At 45.0% G+C, this 17,867-nt stretch carries 22 protein-coding genes; 3 read left to right on the forward strand and 19 right to left on the reverse strand.

Annotated elements, in window-relative coordinates; translation table 11 throughout:
- Positions 1-140 precede the first annotated feature (140 nt).
- From LU290_RS05780 to leuC, 11 genes are all read right to left on the reverse strand, one after another.
- Positions 141-542 carry an ExbD/TolR family protein gene (locus LU290_RS05780; RefSeq protein WP_277807671.1) on the reverse strand — a complete coding sequence of 134 codons (402 nt, stop codon included), beginning with the start codon at positions 540-542 and terminating at the stop codon, positions 141-143.
- Between the two features lie 11 nt (positions 543-553).
- Positions 554-1,108, reverse strand: a complete 555-nt coding sequence (locus tag LU290_RS05785) for a MotA/TolQ/ExbB proton channel family protein (RefSeq protein WP_277807672.1) — start codon at positions 1,106-1,108, stop codon at positions 554-556.
- A gap of 45 nt (positions 1,109-1,153) precedes the next feature.
- Positions 1,154-2,212 carry a cell envelope integrity protein TolA gene (tolA, locus tag LU290_RS05790; protein ID WP_277807673.1) on the reverse strand — a complete coding sequence of 353 codons (1,059 nt, stop codon included), beginning with the start codon at positions 2,210-2,212 and terminating at the stop codon, positions 1,154-1,156.
- Between the two features lie 218 nt (positions 2,213-2,430).
- Positions 2,431-3,498, reverse strand: a complete 1,068-nt coding sequence (gene leuB / locus LU290_RS05795; RefSeq protein ID WP_277807674.1) for a 3-isopropylmalate dehydrogenase — start codon at positions 3,496-3,498, stop codon at positions 2,431-2,433.
- Between the two features lie 24 nt (positions 3,499-3,522).
- Positions 3,523-3,819, reverse strand: a complete 297-nt coding sequence (locus LU290_RS05800) for a hypothetical protein (protein ID WP_277807675.1) — start codon at positions 3,817-3,819, stop codon at positions 3,523-3,525.
- 1 nt (position 3,820) lies between these two features.
- Positions 3,821-4,471 (reverse strand): 3-isopropylmalate dehydratase small subunit, encoded by a 651-nt coding sequence (gene leuD, locus LU290_RS05805; protein WP_277807676.1) that lies wholly within the window; start codon positions 4,469-4,471, stop codon positions 3,821-3,823.
- 24 nt (positions 4,472-4,495) lie between these two features.
- Entirely contained in the window at positions 4,496-5,029 is a 534-nt protein-coding gene (locus LU290_RS05810) for a YbhB/YbcL family Raf kinase inhibitor-like protein (RefSeq protein ID WP_277807677.1), read from the reverse strand.
- 113 nt (positions 5,030-5,142) lie between these two features.
- The gene (locus tag LU290_RS05815) at positions 5,143-5,532 is read right to left on the reverse strand and encodes a type II toxin-antitoxin system VapC family toxin (RefSeq protein WP_277807678.1); all 390 of its coding nucleotides are present in this window, start codon (positions 5,530-5,532) and stop codon (positions 5,143-5,145) included.
- Positions 5,516-5,731, reverse strand: a complete 216-nt coding sequence (locus LU290_RS05820; RefSeq protein ID WP_277807679.1) for a hypothetical protein — start codon at positions 5,729-5,731, stop codon at positions 5,516-5,518. Before LU290_RS05820 ends, LU290_RS05815 begins: the two co-directional genes overlap by 17 nt.
- A gap of 59 nt (positions 5,732-5,790) precedes the next feature.
- The gene (locus LU290_RS05825) at positions 5,791-6,117 is read right to left on the reverse strand and encodes a hypothetical protein (RefSeq protein ID WP_277807680.1); all 327 of its coding nucleotides are present in this window, start codon (positions 6,115-6,117) and stop codon (positions 5,791-5,793) included.
- Complete coding sequence (leuC, locus tag LU290_RS05830; RefSeq protein ID WP_277807681.1) at positions 6,118-7,554, reverse strand: 3-isopropylmalate dehydratase large subunit; 1,437 nt, start codon at positions 7,552-7,554, stop codon at positions 6,118-6,120. It lies immediately after the preceding gene.
- Between the two features lie 250 nt (positions 7,555-7,804).
- On the opposite strand from leuC, the gene LU290_RS05835 reads away from it, so the two are divergent.
- On the forward strand, positions 7,805-8,677 hold the full coding sequence (locus LU290_RS05835) for a LysR family transcriptional regulator (RefSeq protein ID WP_277807682.1): 873 nt from the start codon (positions 7,805-7,807) through the stop codon (positions 8,675-8,677).
- Positions 8,678-8,729: 52 nt separating this feature from the next.
- Here the strand turns inward: LU290_RS05835 and ruvA are convergent, their stop codons facing one another.
- The 4 genes from ruvA to LU290_RS05855 form a co-directional block, all read right to left on the reverse strand.
- Positions 8,730-9,356, reverse strand: a complete 627-nt coding sequence (ruvA, locus tag LU290_RS05840; RefSeq protein WP_277807683.1) for a Holliday junction branch migration protein RuvA — start codon at positions 9,354-9,356, stop codon at positions 8,730-8,732.
- 94 nt (positions 9,357-9,450) lie between these two features.
- A complete protein-coding gene (gene fba, locus LU290_RS05845; protein ID WP_277807684.1) occupies positions 9,451-10,488 on the reverse strand; it encodes a class II fructose-bisphosphate aldolase in 1,038 nt (345 codons plus the stop codon).
- A 152-nt stretch (positions 10,489-10,640) separates the two neighbouring features.
- Entirely contained in the window at positions 10,641-10,949 is a 309-nt protein-coding gene (locus tag LU290_RS05850; RefSeq protein WP_277807685.1) for an entericidin, read from the reverse strand.
- A gap of 192 nt (positions 10,950-11,141) precedes the next feature.
- Positions 11,142-12,347 (reverse strand): phosphoglycerate kinase, encoded by a 1,206-nt coding sequence (locus LU290_RS05855; RefSeq protein ID WP_277807686.1) that lies wholly within the window; start codon positions 12,345-12,347, stop codon positions 11,142-11,144.
- Positions 12,348-12,663: 316 nt separating this feature from the next.
- On the opposite strand from LU290_RS05855, the gene LU290_RS05860 reads away from it, so the two are divergent.
- Together LU290_RS05860 and LU290_RS05865 are read left to right on the forward strand one after the other, a co-directional pair.
- Positions 12,664-13,041, forward strand: coding sequence for a septal ring lytic transglycosylase RlpA family protein (locus tag LU290_RS05860; protein ID WP_277807687.1), 378 nt, complete (start codon positions 12,664-12,666; stop codon positions 13,039-13,041).
- Positions 13,042-13,279: 238 nt separating this feature from the next.
- The gene (locus LU290_RS05865) at positions 13,280-14,035 is read left to right on the forward strand and encodes a MipA/OmpV family protein (protein ID WP_277807688.1); all 756 of its coding nucleotides are present in this window, start codon (positions 13,280-13,282) and stop codon (positions 14,033-14,035) included.
- A gap of 38 nt (positions 14,036-14,073) precedes the next feature.
- Here the strand turns inward: LU290_RS05865 and yghU are convergent, their stop codons facing one another.
- The 4 genes from yghU to LU290_RS05885 all read right to left on the reverse strand — a co-directional run bounded on the left by yghU (position 14,074) and on the right by LU290_RS05885 (position 17,851).
- A complete protein-coding gene (yghU, locus tag LU290_RS05870; protein WP_277807689.1) occupies positions 14,074-14,874 on the reverse strand; it encodes a glutathione-dependent disulfide-bond oxidoreductase in 801 nt (266 codons plus the stop codon).
- 98 nt (positions 14,875-14,972) lie between these two features.
- Complete coding sequence (locus LU290_RS05875; RefSeq protein WP_277807690.1) at positions 14,973-15,446, reverse strand: hypothetical protein; 474 nt, start codon at positions 15,444-15,446, stop codon at positions 14,973-14,975.
- 27 nt (positions 15,447-15,473) lie between these two features.
- Complete coding sequence (locus LU290_RS05880) at positions 15,474-16,013, reverse strand: hypothetical protein (protein WP_277807691.1); 540 nt, start codon at positions 16,011-16,013, stop codon at positions 15,474-15,476.
- A gap of 152 nt (positions 16,014-16,165) precedes the next feature.
- Positions 16,166-17,851, reverse strand: coding sequence for a dihydrolipoyllysine-residue acetyltransferase (locus tag LU290_RS05885; RefSeq protein WP_277809567.1), 1,686 nt, complete (start codon positions 17,849-17,851; stop codon positions 16,166-16,168).
- Positions 17,852-17,867: the final 16 nt, after the last annotated feature.

Below are 17,867 nucleotides of genomic sequence, written 5' to 3' on the forward strand. Positions count from 1 at the left end.
CTTTTCTAATTTGTCCAGTCGTCTTGACGGAGTGGCAACATCATCGTTGGTGATTTAAAATCACGCATGAGTTGATGAGCTGTCAATCGCTTTTTACAAGCCGACAAAAAATAAGCCCTGTCTTAACAAGGCTTATTTTATTATTCGTTCACAAACGCAATCTTTGACAACCCTGCCGTACTGGCGGTGGCAAGCACTTGGGCGACCATGTCGTATTTGCCTTCACGGTCGGCACGCAGATGCACCTGCGGGTCTTTGCCCTGTGCCACTTGCTCGGCAAATCGACGCTGCAATTCATTAAGGTCAATCTTTTCGCTGTCCCAATAAATCTCGCCCTGACTGTCAATGCTCACTTGTAGCACCTCAGGCGGCTGTTCATTGACGCTGGCGGTGGTCTTTGGCAAATCCAGTGGCACGGTCGGATTAAGTACCGTCGCCGTCACCAAAAAGATGATCATCAGCACCAGCATGATGTCGATGAGCGGAATGAGATTCATCTCATTCATGCCGTTGTCGTCATTATTGCCCAATTCAAAAGCCATAAAAGCGCTCCTTATCGTGCTGTTTCGGCAAGGATTTGGTGAGCTGTGTCATTGGCGACATGGATCGCACGCTTGTTCATGCGAGTAGCGATGTTATAAAACACCACCGCAGGAATCGCCACCGCCAAGCCCAGACCTGTCATGATGAGCGCCTCGCCCACAGGACCTGCCACCTGTGCCAGACCTGCTTGTCCGCTTTTCGCCACGCTATGCAGTGCATGAAAAATGCCCCACACCGTGCCAAACAGTCCGATGAATGGTGCGATCGATGCAGTCGTGCCTAGGATTGGCAAGCCTTTTTCCATTTCAAAGCGGTAGCGGGCGATGTTTTGGAGTAGCTTTTGCTCGACGACCATTTTCTTTTGGCTAAAATCCAGACCGCTAAGCTCACTTGACGAACCCGAGACAGACTGTCTTAGACCATCACCAATGCTGCCAGCCAATTTGCATGACTGTGCCACACGCATGATACCCACCACCCAAGAGACGATGGATAAAGCGAACAAAATAAAAAACAAGGTTTTACTAACTGCGTCAGTATGACTCCAGTAAAATGCAAAATCCATAATATTTCCTCTTACATAAGGTAAAATTCTTTTTCAATCAAGCAATTAATTAATGGTAAAATTCATTGGCAAAGTTACCTTACCACGCACAGGATTGCCCTGCTCATCTTTAAATGGGTTAAACGACGCTGCCCTAATTGCTTTGGTAATCTGACTGTCCACATTTTTACCCAAGCCAGTATTGACACCAGTTGCACTGGTAATTCTACCCTTTTCATTGATTTCCAAATGAACGGTAAATGAGATGGTTTGAACCTTGGCATCTTCAACATCGACTTTGCTGAAGTTGGGTTTGTTACGCCAGCTAGCATTGGCTTTGGCAGCAGAGATGGTGATGTCGCCAATTTTGTTGCCTGTGCCACGACCACCACCCTGATCTTTTGTGTTATTGCTTGTATTTTTTGCTTTGCCAGCTGCGGCAGCTTCTGCTTCTGCCTTTGCAAGAGCAGCAGCCTCCGCTTCAGCTCTGGCTTTGGCAGCAGCCTCAGCCTTCGCCTTTGCGCGAGCGTCGGCTTCCGCTTGCGCAGCGGCTTTTGCTTTGGCATCTGCCTCCGCTTTTAATCTTGCTTCGGCGGCAGCTTTTTCTTGTTTTTTCTTTTCAGCTTCTGCCCTTTGCTCAGCTTCCCATCTTGCCTGTGCTTCAGCTTGCTGTTTTGCTAAGATTTCAGCTTGTTGATTGGCTTCTTGTTGATTTTTTTGTGGTGTTGTCTCGGCTGTGGCAGGGGTTTTCTGCTGTTGTTTGGTTTGGTTTGGTTCTGGTATTTTTGGTGTTGTTTGCTTGATTTTTTGGGGTGGCTCTTTGGCTGGCTCAACTTTTGGTTTGGCAGCTGCTGGGCGTGGGTCAGGATTGACCTCGGTTTTTGGTGCGATGATGGGTTTAATGGGTTGTGGCGTTTGAATAACTTCATCTACCACTTGTTCGATTTCGATTTCTTTGATAGGTTCAATAATCTCTACCGTGATTGGCGGCGTGATTTTTAATGGCTTTAATTCAGGCATCTGCATATTCGCCACGCCAAAGCCCGCCAAGCCATGCAGCGCCACTGCCACGCCCACTGCCAATGCCTTGATGTGATTATTAGAAGTGAAATTTACATCGCTCATGATGGTCACTGCCCGCTATTTTTGCCATAATAAACAAAACGATAACTATTCACAATAGTATCTGAACAAATTTTTTAGCAATTTTTACCGAATGCAAATGGTTTTAGCTATTAAAACTAAACCCCTATTATAACATAATGATAATAATTTACAAATAAAAATTTGCCATAAAAACAGGACTTAGCCATGCCAAGTCCTGCTCTTTTAATGTCATCAAATCACAGCTTTGCCAGCACCGCATCACCCATTTCACTACAACTCACAAGTGTCGTGCCATCTTCATAAATGTCCGCCGTGCGTAGTCCGTCCGCCAGCACCGCTTGTACGGCATTTTCTACTTGCTTGGCACGGGTTTCGTCATTTAGGCTATACCGCAAAAGCATTGCCAACGACAAAATGGTTGCCAATGGGTTCGCCTTATTTTGCCCTGCGATATCAGGCGCAGAGCCGTGCGATGGCTCGTACAAACCCTTACCATTTTCATCAAGGCTTGCCGACGGGAGCATGCCGATAGAACCTGTCAGCATTGACGCTTGGTCGGACAAAATATCGCCAAAGATATTTCCTGTCGCCACCACATCAAATTGCTTGGGGGCTTTAACCAGTTGCATAGCACAATTATCCACATACATATGGCTAAGCTCGACATCTGGATAGTCTTTTGCCACTTCATTAAAAATTTCTTTCCAAAGTTCAGTCGTTTCTAATACATTGGCTTTATCCACCGAACACAATTTTTTATTTCGTTTTTGAGCAGATTCAAATGACACTTTGGCAATACGGCGAATTTCACTCTCGCTATATCGCATGGTATTAAAGCCTTCACGCTCGCCTTTATCGTTGGTAATAATGCCACGAGGCTCGCCAAAATAAATATCGCCCGTTAATTCACGCACGATTAAAATATCCAGTCCTGCTACCACCTCACTTTTTAAAGTGGACGCATTGGCAAGCTCTTTATACAAAATGGCAGGGCGTAAATTGGCAAATAAATTTAAATCTTTACGAATTGCCAACAGCCCCCGTTCTGGGCGTAATGGACGCTCTAAATTGTCATATTGCGGACTGCCTACCGCCCCCAATAATACCGCATCGGCTTTGCGGACGATTTCTTGGGTTTCGGCTGGATATGGCACACCATAAGCATCATAGGCTTCTCCGCCCAATTTGGCATATTCATAGCTTGCCTGTAAGCCATTTTGGATAAGTTTATCCAATACTTTAACCGCTTGGGCGACAATTTCAGGTCCAATACCATCGCCATTTAGGATTGCAATGTGTTTCATAAATATTCCTTAATTTAAATCAATTTAACCAAAAGTAATTGCATATTGCAAATGACAATTTTCTTTTTTAAATTTTTCAAAGGCTTGGCGATACCAATTTGGGTCATTGGCGGATAATCCATAATCTTCATAAATTTCCACCCCAAAGAATTCGCCATCTAAAAATGGTTCAATGCCCCAAATGTTAATATTTTTCTGTTCTGCACGATTAAGAACAATTTCAAAATCGCTTTCAGAAACATAAATAATACTTGGCACATCAAAACCATTATTTAAATTGGTTAAACCTTCAAATAAATAATTTGCAATATTAAAAGTCATATTAAGCTGTCAACTCTCTAAACACCCAAGGTCTCTCCGCACGGGCTTTTTCCTCAAAGGCTTTAATAGCATCGGCATTTTGCAAAGTCAAACCAATATCGTCCAAGCCATTTAATAAACAATGTTTACGAAATGCGTCCACTTCAAAAGTATATTCTTTGCCACTTGGCGAAATCACCTTTTGATTTTCTAAATCCACGGTTAATTGATAGCCGACATTATCAAAACATTCTTTAAATAACTCATCAACTTCGCTTTCAGAAAGAATGACAGGAAGCATACCGTTTTTAAAACAGTTATTAAAGAAAATATCCGCAAAACTTGGGGCAATCACGGTACGAAAACCGTATTCATTTAATGCCCAAGGGGCGTGTTCACGGCTAGAACCACAGCCAAAATTGGTACGAGCAAGCAAAATCGTTGCCCCTTGATAGCGTTCTTGATTTAACACAAAATCAGTATTTTTTGGGCGTTTTGAAATGTCTTGCCCCAGAAAGCCCTCGTCCAAATAACGCAATTCGTCAAATAAATTATCGCCAAAGCCTGTGCGTTTAATGGATTTTAAAAACTGCTTAGGGATAATCAAATCCGTATCCACATTGGCACGGTCTAGGGGGGCAACAATGCCGATTTCGGTGGTGTATTGTTTCATAATATTTGCCTTTTAATTAAAATCTTACCAATGATAATAAGCCGTCAAACTTGCTGTTGCCAATACCTTGCCATTTAAATTAAAGCCGAGTACCGCAGGGCTAATGGTATTTGGTAAATCCAGCATTTCATTTAGAGCATATAGGGTAAAAATATAACGGTGCGGTTTATCGCCCTGCGGGGGAAATGCCCCAATAAAGCCGTCAAGAGAAGCATCATTTTTTAATTCCAAAATGCCATTGCCAAACTCATTGGATTTGCCTTTTGGTAATTCATTCCAATCGGCTGGAATATTAAACGCATTCCAATGCCAAAAACCACAGCCTGTTGGGGCGTCAGGGTCGTACATTGTTAGCACAAAACTTTTGGTATCTTTTGGAGCGTTTTGCCATTTAAGGTTTGGGCTTATGTTATTGCCTGCATACCCCCAAATATTGGCGACATAATCATTAGACAGTGTACTGTTTGGGGCAATCTCATCGCACGATAAAGTCATTTCGCCTTGTGGTTGGGCGGGCTGGCGGACTTCTAAATAGGGGTTTTGGGCTAAATCATTCATAAAATTTTCCTTTTAACAATTAAATTCATCAATTTCTATGGGGTCGGCGATTAGGGTTGTGATAAGCTCGGAATAATTCAGCATTTAAAATCATACAAGTTTTAATGAAAAGTTTACCAAACACAATGTTTATAATGTTTAGTCAAGTTTTCATCTTTGCTGATTAAAACGCTGTTATCTAGCATTGCGTGAGCGACAATTAAACGGTCAAACGCATCACGGGTAAAATCACAAGTTAAAGCAACATTGACAATATCTAGCCAATTCTTTTGGCAAATATTTAAATGCAAAACTTGCTTTAATGAATTTATCACTTGGTCAGGCGGAGCATTTACTCGCTTTTTATCGTAAAGATACTGCAATTCCAATTTAACCATTGGCGAAATTAGCAAATAATTATGCTGTAATATTTGCAACACCTGGTTTGAAAATTTATGCAGTTCTTTGGCATAAAGCCAAACCACTGCGTGCGTATCCAAATAAATACTATCGTGGGAAATCAAGATTTAATTCCTTTTCCCAATTTAAATTTACCAAGTCATCAGAATTACCATTCACATAATTTGGGTGAGCGGTTAATTTGGATAAATCATTTAACGGTTTTTTTGCAATTGATTTTTGTAATTGCTCAATGATTTGCATTTGATGACTAGCATCTAATTGCTGTGCCATTGTAACAATTTGGGCAACTGTAACAGGCATCGCTTACTCCTTTTATTTAATTGAGATTTTGTGAATTTAAAATATTTTACCAATACTAATCAAGTCCACATTGTCCAACGCACATCAATTAGGCGTTTTAGCATTTCATTTTCCAATTCATTATTTTCCCAATTTGGTAAATTTTTAACTTCTTCACTATTGTATTTTTGCCACCAATCATATAAAAACAACATTTCTTGTTTGGCAAGTTTACGATTTTCATCTTCTTCCCAATCAATAAAATCTTCAATATCTTTATTGATAAAGCTGGTTTCTTCGTGAATAAAATTAACGAGCAGTTGAAAACAGGCGTGCAATAACACGCCGTCTTTATCATACCATTCTTGATTGAGCGTATCAATCTTTAAAAGGTTGCTCGGTTTCAATTACGCCACCGTTCTGACATCCACAAAATGCCCATAAATCGCCGCCGCTGCTGCCATTGCAGGGCTAACCAAGTGCGTGCGACCGCCATTACCTTGACGACCTTCAAAGTTACGGTTTGATGTACTGGCACAATGCTCGCCTGATTGCAGTTTATCGGCATTCATCGCAAGGCACATTGAGCAACCTGGTTCACGCCATTCAAAACCTGCGTCCAAGAAAATCTTGTCCAAACCTTCTCGTTCAGCTTGTTTTTTAACCTGTCCAGAACCTGCCACTACCATTGCTTGCTTGATGGTTGGAGCGACTTTTTTGCCCTTGGCGATGGCTGCCGCCTCACGCAAATCTTCAATACGAGAGTTGGTACAAGAACCAATAAAAACTCGATCAAGGGTAATGTCAGACAATGATTGACCTGCCGTCAAGCCCATATATTGATAGGCACGCGTCCAGTCATTTTTTTGCACATCGTCGCGCGCCATATCAAGTGTTGGCACATTGGCGGACACAGGAATGACCATTTCAGGCGAAGTTCCCCACGAAATTTGTGGTTCAATTTCATCACCATTTAGCACCACCACCGCATCAAAATGAGCGTCATCATCAGAATGCAAAGTGTTCCAATAGGCAACGGCTTTATCCCAGTTCTCGCCTGTCGGAGCATACGGACGACCTTTGACATAGTCAATGGTCTTGTCATCAACCGCCACAAGCCCCACCCTTGCACCGCCTTCAATCGCCATATTGCAGACGGTCATACGCCCTTCAATGGACATATCACGGAACACTTGTCCACCAAATTCAATGGCATAGCCCGTCCCACCTGCCGTGCCGATTTTGCCAATAATCGCCAAAATCACATCTTTGGGCGTAACGCCTTTGCCAAGTTTGCCGTCCACACGCACGAGCATATTTTTCATTTTCTTTTGCACAAGGCATTGCGTGGCAAGCACGTGTTCTACTTCACTGGTGCCAATGCCGTGAGCCAAACAGCCCAAAGCCCCATGCGTGGCGGTATGACTGTCGCCACACACCACCGTCATACCTGGTAAAGTCAGCCCCTGCTCAGGCCCAACAACGTGGACAATGCCTTGACGCTCGTCATTGATGCCAAATTGCACGACATTAAAGGTTTTGCAGTTGTCGTCCAAAGTTTTGACTTGAATGCGAGAAGTGTCGTCTTCAATGCCCGAAATGCCCTCTGAACGCTCCTTTGTGGAAGTCGGCACATTGTGGTCAGGTGTGGCGATGTTCGCCGACAGTCGCCAAGGGTTACGCCCGGCAAGTTGCAGACCTTCAAAGGCTTGCGGGCTGGTGACTTCATGCAATAATTGACGGTCAATATAAATAAGCGATGAACCATCATCACGCTGTTTAACCAAATGGTCGTCCCAAAGTTTGTCGTAAAGGGTTTTGCCAGTTGTTTGAGTGCCTGCCATTATAATTCTCCGCTGTTTAAAATTAACTTAAATGGTCTGGGTAAAATTTTCATCATTATATCATAAAATTTTGATAAAAATAGTTTATAATTTTTATCACTTAGAAAAACGATTGGTAATAAATAAAAATGCAGCCAAACCTTTTTTCATGGGATTATTTTGTAACAATAAATAAAAAAATAAAATATTTATTTATTTCCAAACTTTTTTTTATTAAAATAAGCAACATTCAATTTTATGGAAATGACTTATGAACACCATCAATCTCACGACTTTCGCCACGGTCATGCAGACTGGCAGCATTTCTGGTGCGGCTGAAAAGCTGTTCATCACTCAGCCTGCGGTAAGTAAGCGCATCAAAAACCTAGAAAGTGAGTTTGGCGTGACGCTATTTGACACGGTCGGTCGAGGCATCATCGCCACCCCTGCGGCACATGAGCTGCTGCCCTATGCCAAAAAATGGCTTGATGATTATGAATCTTGCCGTGCAAGCTTGCAGCACTCCAAAGAGACCGCCAGCGGCAAGCTTGTCATCGGCACCAGTCATCACATCGGCTTGCACCATCTCGCCCCAGTGCTAAAGCGCTTTATCCAGACTTATCCTGCGGTGCAGCTTGAAGTGCAATTCATGGACTCAGAAGAGGCGCATAAAGCGGTGCTTGATGGCGATGTCAGCTTGGCGTTTTTAACCCTGCCGCCCACTTATGATTTGCGTCTAAATTATCACACGCTATGGAGCGATCCTTTGTACTTTGTGACAGGGACATTAAGCTCACTGGCTCAAAAAAACAATGTCACCCTGCTCCAACTGGCGCATCACCCTGCCATCTTACCTGCGGCGAATACCTTCACGAGTCAAATTACACTTGCCGAATTTAACCGCCACAATCTGCGCCCCTACGCCACCATGACCACCAACCCTTTGGAGTCCATCAGAATGCTTGTTTCCATTGGGCTGGGCTGGTCGGTGCTGCCTGAGACATTGATCAATCAAGATTTGGTGAAAATCGACATGGCAGAAGATTTTGAGCTGCAAAGACATCTGGGCGTAGTTGTCAATCCAAACCTCACACGCTCAGCCAGCACGCAAGCCTTGATGGACATGCTGTCTATCGCAGAATGACGATGAGCGGGCAAGGACTGCGCCCCCTTGCCCAAAAATTACCGCAAGGTCATCAAAAGCCCGACAGCTGTTTTAAGGCGGCTTTTAATAATGCAGAGGTATTGATCTCTTCTAAGTCAACTTGGGCTTTTTTGATGGCAGATTGCGCCTCTTTTTCCTTATAACCCAGCCCAATCAAAGCACTTTCCACCTCGGCGATGGCGTGCATTTGGTTGCTTTGGCTGACATTGGTATCAAAAAACTCGCCCTGTCCGCCAAACTCCACCATGCTGCCGAACTCGCCAAGCTTGCCTTTAAGCTCTATGATGAGTCGTTGGGCGGTTTTTTTGCCAATGCCTGGAATGCGCACCAAAGCAGAATCATCTTCTTGCTCTACCGCACGCTTAAGCTCGCTGGCGGACAATGCAGAGAGCATGGCAAGTGCCATTTTTGCGCCCACGCCATTAATTTTGATGAGTTTTCTAAACACATCACGGTCTTGTTTGTCGACAAAGCCATACAAAAGCTGTGCATCTTCTCGCACATGCAGGTGCGTATGAATCAACACTTCGCCATTTAATGACAACTGACAAAAGGCAGGAATGGGCAATTCAATCTCATAGCCCACACCACTTGCCGTCATCACACACGCCATCGGTGCATTGAGCTGACACACCAAGCCTTTAACCATTCCAATCATTTCACACTCCCAATTCTTACCACGCCACCACAGAACAATAACAACCACAAAATAAGGGCGTAAACTCTTACGCCCTTATGTCATTAGCAATGAATTATTTGTAATATTCTACCATTTTTTCAAGTGAAATTGGGCGAATCTTACTGGCATTACCTGCCGCACCGAAAGCTTCATAACGAGCCACGCAGATCTCTTCCATCGCTTTCATCGATGCCGCCAGATATTTGCGTGGGTCAAATTCTGCTGGATGGTCATTTAAGAATTTACGGATCGCACCCGTGCTTGCCAAACGCAAATCGGTGTCAATGTTAATCTTGCGCACGCCGTGCTTGATGGCATCAACCAGCTGCTCAACTGGCACACCATAAGTTTCGCCGATTTGACCGCCGTTTTCGTTGATGATTTGTAGCCATTCTTGTGGCACAGAGCTTGAGCCGTGCATCACAAGGTGCGTGTTTGGCAAAGCTTCATGAATCTCTTTAATGCGGTCGATTGCTAGAATGTCGCCAGTAGGCGGACGAGTGAATTTGTACGCACCGTGCGAAGTACCCACCGCAATGGCGAGTGCATCGACATTGGTATCAGCGACAAACTGGCGAGCTTCTTCCACCGAAGTCAAAAGCTGGCTGTGATCTAGCACGCCTTCTGCACCCACACCATCTTCTTCGCCTGCCATGCCAGTCTCAAGACTGCCCAAACAGCCGATTTCGCCTTCAACAGACACGCCACAAGCATGCGCCATTTTGACGACTTCACGAGTCACTGACACATTGTAGTCGTAGTCGGCTGGCGTTTTGCCGTCTTCTTTTAAAGAGCCGTCCATCATTACCGAGCTAAAGCCAAGCTGGATTGAGCGCTGGCAAACGGCTGGGCTGGTGCCGTGGTCTTGGTGCATGACGACAGGAATGTGCGGCCACTCTTCAATGGCTGACAAAATCAAATGACGCAAAAAGGGCGCGCCTGCGTACTTTCTTGCGCCTGCCGATGCTTGTACGATCACAGGCGAATCGGTCTTGTCTGCTGCCATCATGATGGCACGCATTTGTTCTAGGTTATTGACATTAAATGCAGGTAAACCATAAGCATGCTCGCCTGCGTGGTCAAGTAGCTGACGAAGTGATACTAATGCCATAAAAAAGCTCCTAAATGCTCGTTATAAAGTTATAAATAAATACCTTTGGAGGATTATAACAAAAATTTAAGAATTTATCAGCATAAATCCGATAAATTCATCAAAAAAGCCCGACAAAATCTTGCGGGCTTTTGGGTGAGTGTACCATAGAATCAGTACTTTTGCTCTTCAGGCACTTGAGATTCGGCGCTGTTTGGGTTGGTGGCGGCATCTGCTCTGGCACCCACTTCTTTGGCAACCTCAGAAGTCGTATCGGCGGCTGCTTGCACGGCATTTTTGGTAGTTTCAGCAGCACTTTGAGCGGCTGACTCTGCCTCTTTGGCGACTTGACTGGTATTGGCTGCGATGTCAGTCTTAGCGGCTTCCACAGTTTCACTAGCCTTATCTTTAGTTTGTTGGCTGCACGCCGACAAAACAGCCAAAATGCCAATGGTAGATGCGGCGATGAGTAGTTTTTTCATAATGACAGCTCTCAAATTTTAATCTTATACGGTCTTATACGACCTATAACCATTTGCTAATCGCACAAAATGGATGTAGCGCATCGCCCATCCATTTTGTGCTTAATTGCTATTAGTTTAGCTTTGTCAATGAAAATTTACAAGACCTAATCTAAAAAATGCAACAAAATTTAACAAAATAGTTTGAATGAGTTAGGCATTTGCGTCATCAAGCGCCTTGATGGCGGGCAATACCTTGCCTTCAACAAATTCCAAGAACGCCCCGCCGCCTGTCGATAGATAGCTGACATCATCCGCCACGCCATATTTGTCGATGGCAGCCAAGGTATCACCGCCACCTGCAATGCTAAATCCTGCGCTGTCTTTGACCGCCTTTGACAAAATCTCGGTGCCTGTGCCAAATTTATCCACCTCAAACACGCCCACAGGACCATTCCAAAGGATCGTTTTGGCAGCCTTGATGGCGTCAGCAATCTGATGGGCGCTGTCTTCTGCGACATCCAAGATCATCTCGTCATCAGCGATGTCATTGACCGATTTGACGATGGCATCGGCGTTTTCAAGCGAGCCTAAGAAATCATCGAAGTTGATTTGAGATTTTTTGGCGACGACGACCTCGCTTGGTAGCAAGATATTGGTTTTTTGCATGATGGTTTTGGCGGTGTCGATGAGATCAGGCTCATAAAGTGACGCACCGACATTCACGCCTGTCGCTGCCAAGAAAGTATTGGCAATGCCGCCGCCCACCACGATGCTGTCGCAAAGATTGGCAAGGCTTAATAGCACATCAAGCTTGGTTGAGACCTTCGAGCCACCCACGATGGCAAGTACTGGCGCCTCAGGATTATCCAGTGCACGAGACAAAGCATCAAGCTCATCCGCCAACAGATTGCCAGCGCACACCGATTTGCCCTGTTGAGCGGCGGCACGAATCACACCCTCAGTCGATGCTTGCGCTCGGTGCGCCGTGCCAAAAGCATCCATCACAAACACATCGCACAGATCGGCGTATTGCTCGGACAATTCGGCTGAATTTTTCTTCTCACCTTGGTTAAAGCGCACATTTTCAAGCAGTACGACCTCGCCTGCTTTGGCATCAACGCCATTATCAAGGTAATCTTTAGAAAAATGCACCGTACAGCCCAACGCTTTTGCCAAATAATCAGCAATCGGCGCCAATGAATATTTCTCCTCAGGCTCGCCTTCGGTCGGACGACCCAAATGCGAGCAGACGATGACCGCCGCACCTTGGCTGAGCGCATCTTTAATGGTAGGCAAAGCCGCTTGCAATCGCACATCGCTGGTGATGACGCCGTCCTTGATCGGCACATTCAAATCCTCACGGATCAGTACACGCTTTCCTGATAAATCCAGATCTTTCATGGCTAAGATTGTCATTTTTTCACCCTCTTATTAAAGATTAAACTTGATTCAAAATTCAATGAACAATTAAATTAAAACTGTCAAATCCAAACATTAAATGAGTTTTATTATAAACAAAACAAAAGAATTAGGCAACCTCTGCCAAGCCACTCATGCAGGCGGCAGTCAGCCATAAAATTATCAAGGCAATATAACAAATAACAATATAATAAACCAAACTCATCTGCATCGTTAGTTTTTTGTAACTTTACAATGTAATGACGTCCAAACTATGGCGTTTTGCTATTGAATGGATTATACTGAGCGCTCATTCTAACCAAATAGGTACTTAATGCGAAATTATATCGGTGCTTTATTATTGACTGCCATTGCAGCACAAGCCGCCCACGCCAACACCACTGCCTCTTACTATGCGGATAAATTCAACGGTCGTAAGACAGCAAGCGGGGAAGTTTTTAGCAATCAAGGCATGACCTGCGCCTTAAATAACTACGCCCTAGGCACTCATGTTGAAGTGACGAATGTCAAAACAGGACAATCCATCATTTGCAAAGTCAATGACCGCATCGGTAAAAAAGGTCGTATTGATTTGAGCAAAAAAGCTTTCTCGCAGCTTGCGCCCTTATCACAGGGTCTGGCGAAGGTGAGTGTACAGCCTGTCAGCAAACAAAAAGCAGATGAAAAAATCAGCTTGGCTTATAGCGAATAAACTATCAGCAAAAAAGCCAAACAAATAAAAAGCCCTAACAATGAAGTTGGGGCTTTTTAGTGATTGCCTCCAATTAATTTGACGCCGCCTACAATAGTAGAAATTAAATAATGTCGTTGAGCCAACGAAACCCACAGATAACTGATATTATCGTGCATCATAATCTACAATCACCACAAGGCATTTGTGAATTTTATGGTATAATAGCAAATACTTTACACCAACATTCAAAAATACTATGAACAAGACTTATTTTTTAATGGCGGCTGTTGGCGCGCTGTCTGTACAAGCCCATGCCGAACGCCTACCTGTTGATACAACTGCCCAGCTCAAACTAGGCTTAAACCTCAGTCATTCCAATGACGCTTACAAATCCGACAGTGCTTTGGCGGTTGCGCCACACGGTTTTTATGACAATCATCGCTGGTACATTGAAGGCGGTGAAGCAGGATATTATCCCTATAAAGACAATCAGCATCACGCCCGCCTTGGCATCGCTTATGATGGCACATCGTTTGACCCTGATGACGCGCATTTGGACATCAAGGGCTTAGATGAGCGCAAAGCCTCTGTCATGGCGCATGCCAGCTATATGTATGTCAGCCCCATTGGCGGATTTAAGGCAAAAATCGCCACCGACGCCCTGTCTCGTCATGACGGTACAGTCGTCACTTTGTCGCACATCAGCCGCTTTAAAAAAGATAAATTCACCATTTATCCATCATTTGGCGTGGCGTGGCAAGACAAGCACTACAACAACTACTACTACGGCGTATCGGCTGGCGAAAGCGTGCGCACAGGCGTGTCAGAATATAAAGCAGGCGACGGCATCAGCCCTTTTGCCTCGGTAATGGTTAATTATGACATGAACGACCGCATCTCTGTATTTGCCAATCAGCGCATCGAATGGCTGTCATCAGCCCAAAAAGACAGCCCAATGACCGATGATAAACTTGCCAGTACGACACGACTTGGGGTAAGTTATCAGTTTTGATAAAAAAATCCGCTGACAACTCATCAGCGGACTTTTTATTATTTAATCGGACTTAGCACAAGGCTCTCGGCACGCTGTACCGCAGGACGCTCGGCAATGTGTCTTGCCCAGCGCTGCACCTCTGGGTAGTCATCAACGCTCAAAAACTTAGCCGCATCATAGTCATCACCGACATACAATTTGCCCAGCACCAGCCAGCCATACCACGGATAAATCGCCATGTCTGCTACGGTGTATTCATCGCAGGCGATGTAGCTGCGGTGCGCCAAGTGTTGATTCAGCACATCCAGCTGACGCTTGGTTTCCATCGTATAGCGATTGATGGCATACTCGATCGGCTCTGGCGCATAAGCATAAAAATGCCCAAATCCCCCGCCAACAAAAGGCGCAGACCCCATCTGCCACATGAGCCAAGACAGCGTTTTGGCGTTTTTGGCGGTATCTGTTGGCAAAAATTTGTGATATTTTTGCGCAAGATGCAACAAAATCGCCCCACTTTCAAAGACATTGACAGGCGCATCACCAGTGTGATCCACCAGCGCAGGAATCTTAGAATTTGGATTGATCGTCACAAAGTCTGAGCCAAACTGATCGCCCGCCATGATGTCAATTTTATAAGCATCAAAATCAAGCAGCCCTTCTGCTTTTAATTCCTCCAAGATGATGTTGACCTTGACACCATTTGGGGTGTTTAGGCTGTACAGCTGATAGGGTTTGTCGCCTTGGGGCAGTCCAAGTTCGTGGCGTGCGCCTGCGGTTGGGCGGTTGGTGCTGCCAAATTTACCGCCCATATTAACGGCGTTGATGCCCCAGACTTTAGGTGGTGTGTATTTGCTCATAATATCACTTGTTGAGTTGGTTAAAAAAATTAGGTATAGTAGGTACAGAATTTATAATTACATTATGTATATTTAGTAAATACAATTCTTACAAAAAATCATTTTAATCGTCGACAATCACCCGTAAAGCCATCTGTAAAGCGATAGCGGTGCTTGTCCTTGCCATCAAATTCAAGATGGTGCCAGTTATTTTCTTGAAAGCTTGCAAGTACAGTGCTTTGTATTGCTGCGGTGGTGGCATCGTCCATTTTTACCAAGCCATTTGGCGTAAATTCATAAAATTCGTAGAAATCCATACTCATCTGGCTCATGTGCAACTCATCGCCCTTTAACTGCCAACGATAACGAGATGCAAGCAAGGCAAGCGATGCATAAGAATTTTCTTGCATGATGGTTTCAGAAAACTCTTCTGCCGTACCATCAGCATGGTAACGCAATAAGCCCGGCTGTTGATAGCCCTCATCTTTTGCCTGACACAGCCAATCGCCCACCAAATCCTCACGGGTAAAGTTCGCCGCATCAGCTGGCAGTACAGACAAGGATAGCATCAAAGGCAATAGTAATTTTTTCATGATTGATTCCGTATTTAAAAACACCTTTTAGCCGTCAAGCCTTGTGCAGTATTGCCGATCTGCTGACATGAAATCCTCGCCAACATCCGCCCAAGTGTAAGTATTTTTGTCAATAAATTTAATATGAGCTGGTAACTCATCCGTCATTACCGCTTCAATTTCTGCACGCCCATAAATCGTTTGCAGCAGCACAAAAGCATCTTTTGACACACCCATGCTTTGCTCATCATAATTTGGCACATCCACTTTATAATGACGAATGATGGTGTCATATGAAGTCATGACATCATCGTCAAGTCGCCATTTTGCCAAAGCATGAACCTGATCAATTTGATAAAACTCAAAATCTTCATCATCCAGATACATGGTGGAATTTTCGCTTTGTGTGCCATCAGCACGGGTTTCCACGACAGATTCGCTGCGAAATTTTAGCTCTGGGTCGTCTGTGTGACAGCGCCATTTGCCAACCAAATCATCTTTGGCAAAAGGTATGTCAGCATGAGCAATACCACCCAAACAAAGAATAGCCAATAGTGAAATTTGATAACAACCTGTATTAAACCGCATTAAACCGCCCTATTTTTAAGCCTCATTGACATGGATGAATGCACTATTAGCGTTCAGTATAGCCAAGTTGCTGGGATTTTACAATGATTTGACAATAAAAAAGACGGCTTATTTCACCGTCTTTTTTGTGTGATTTTGTTGTGATTATTGGATTACAACAAAATCTTGCGTGGATCAGCAAGCAGCTTGGCAATATAGCGGGTAAAAACGGCAGCATCGGCACCGTTGATGGTGCGGTGGTCGTATGACAGCGACAACGGCAACATCAAGCGTGGCTCAAACTCTTTACCATTCCAGCGTGGCTGATAGGTCGATTCAGAGATACCCAAAATCGCCACTTGCGGGTGATTGACCAGCGGCGTGAAGTAAGTACCGCCCATATTGCCCTGCGATGAGATGGTGAATGACGCACCTTGTAGCTCTTTGGCAGTCAGTTTCTTATCACGGGCTTTTTTGGCAAGTTCGCCAATCTCAATGGCAAGCTGACGAATGCCTTTGGCTTGAGCATCACGAATCACAGGCACGATCAAACCGTCATCGGTCGCAACCGCAATGCCCATATGCACCGATTTACGGATGATCATTTGGGTGTTGTCGTCAGAAACATGGCTGTTGAATTTCGGGTGCTGAGTCAGTGCATACGCCACCGCCTTGACGATGAATGCCAAGATGGTCAAGCCAATGCCTTGAGCCTTAAATTCGCCCTTCAATTCATTACGCATCGCTTCGGTATCGGTAATGTCCGCTAGGTCAAACTGCGTTACCTGTGGCAATAGCGTATTTAGGTTCAGTTGTGGAATTGATACTTTTTGTAGGCGTGTCAAATCCACCGTCTCAATCTCGCCCCAGATTTCTTTATTGCTCATGTCTGGCAATGGTGGCAAGCTGATCGCCGAACCTGCATTGGTGCTTGGTGCAGCTTTTGGTGCAGCCGCCACCCCTGTCATGACAGATTTGACATAGCCAAATAAGTCTTCTTTTAGGATACGACCGTGCGCCGCTGTGCCTGTGACGGCGCCGATGTCCACACCCAATTCACGAGCCAACTTACGCACGGCAGGACCCGCATGGACATTGCGTGCTTTTTCATTGACGATGTTTTCTGGCAATTTGTTGCCTTGTGCCAAGCTTTGAGCTTGTGGTTTGGCAGCTTGTGGCTCTGCTTTGGTTTCAACTTTCGCTTCGCCCTTTTGCTCAGCTTTTTGCTCAGTTTTGACAGGCTCGCTCGCTGCCGATGGTGCCGCACCTGCACCTGCGATGGTGATGAAGGCCTGACCATTCGACACGCTGTCGCCTGCTTTTAGCAAAATCGCCTCTACCACACCGCCAACTGGCGCTGGCACTTCCACCGACGCTTTGTCAGACTCTACCAAAAGTAGCGGCTGACCTTCTTCGACGCTGTCGCCAACATTGACCATCAGCTCAGCGACCTCAGCACTGTCCACGCCCAGATCAGGCAGGTTGTAAGTTTGGCTGCCTGTGTTGGCAGACGCAGCTTGCGTTTGAGCACTTTGGTCTTCTGACTTGCTTTCTTCTGGTTTATTTTCTTCGGCTTTGACTTCTTGAACCGCTTGGGCAGGCTCAGACTTGGCATCATCAGAAGCGCCTGCATCTGCCGCCTCGACGCTCATCAAAACACTGCCTTCACTCACACTGTCGCCCACATTGATGGCGATGGCGGTGACTTTTCCAGAGACTGGCGACGGTATTTCTACCGACGCTTTGTCAGACTCGACCAAGACGATGTTGTCATTTTCGCTGATGACATCGCCAACTTTGACCATAATCTCGGCGACTTCGGCGCTGTCCACACCCAAATCGGGGGCTTTGATTTCCATCATATTCTCCTATTAT

Origin of the sequence: Moraxella nasibovis (assembly GCF_029581575.1) — a bacterium.
In the GTDB taxonomy this organism is placed as follows: Bacteria; Pseudomonadota; Gammaproteobacteria; order Pseudomonadales; family Moraxellaceae; genus Moraxella; species Moraxella nasibovis.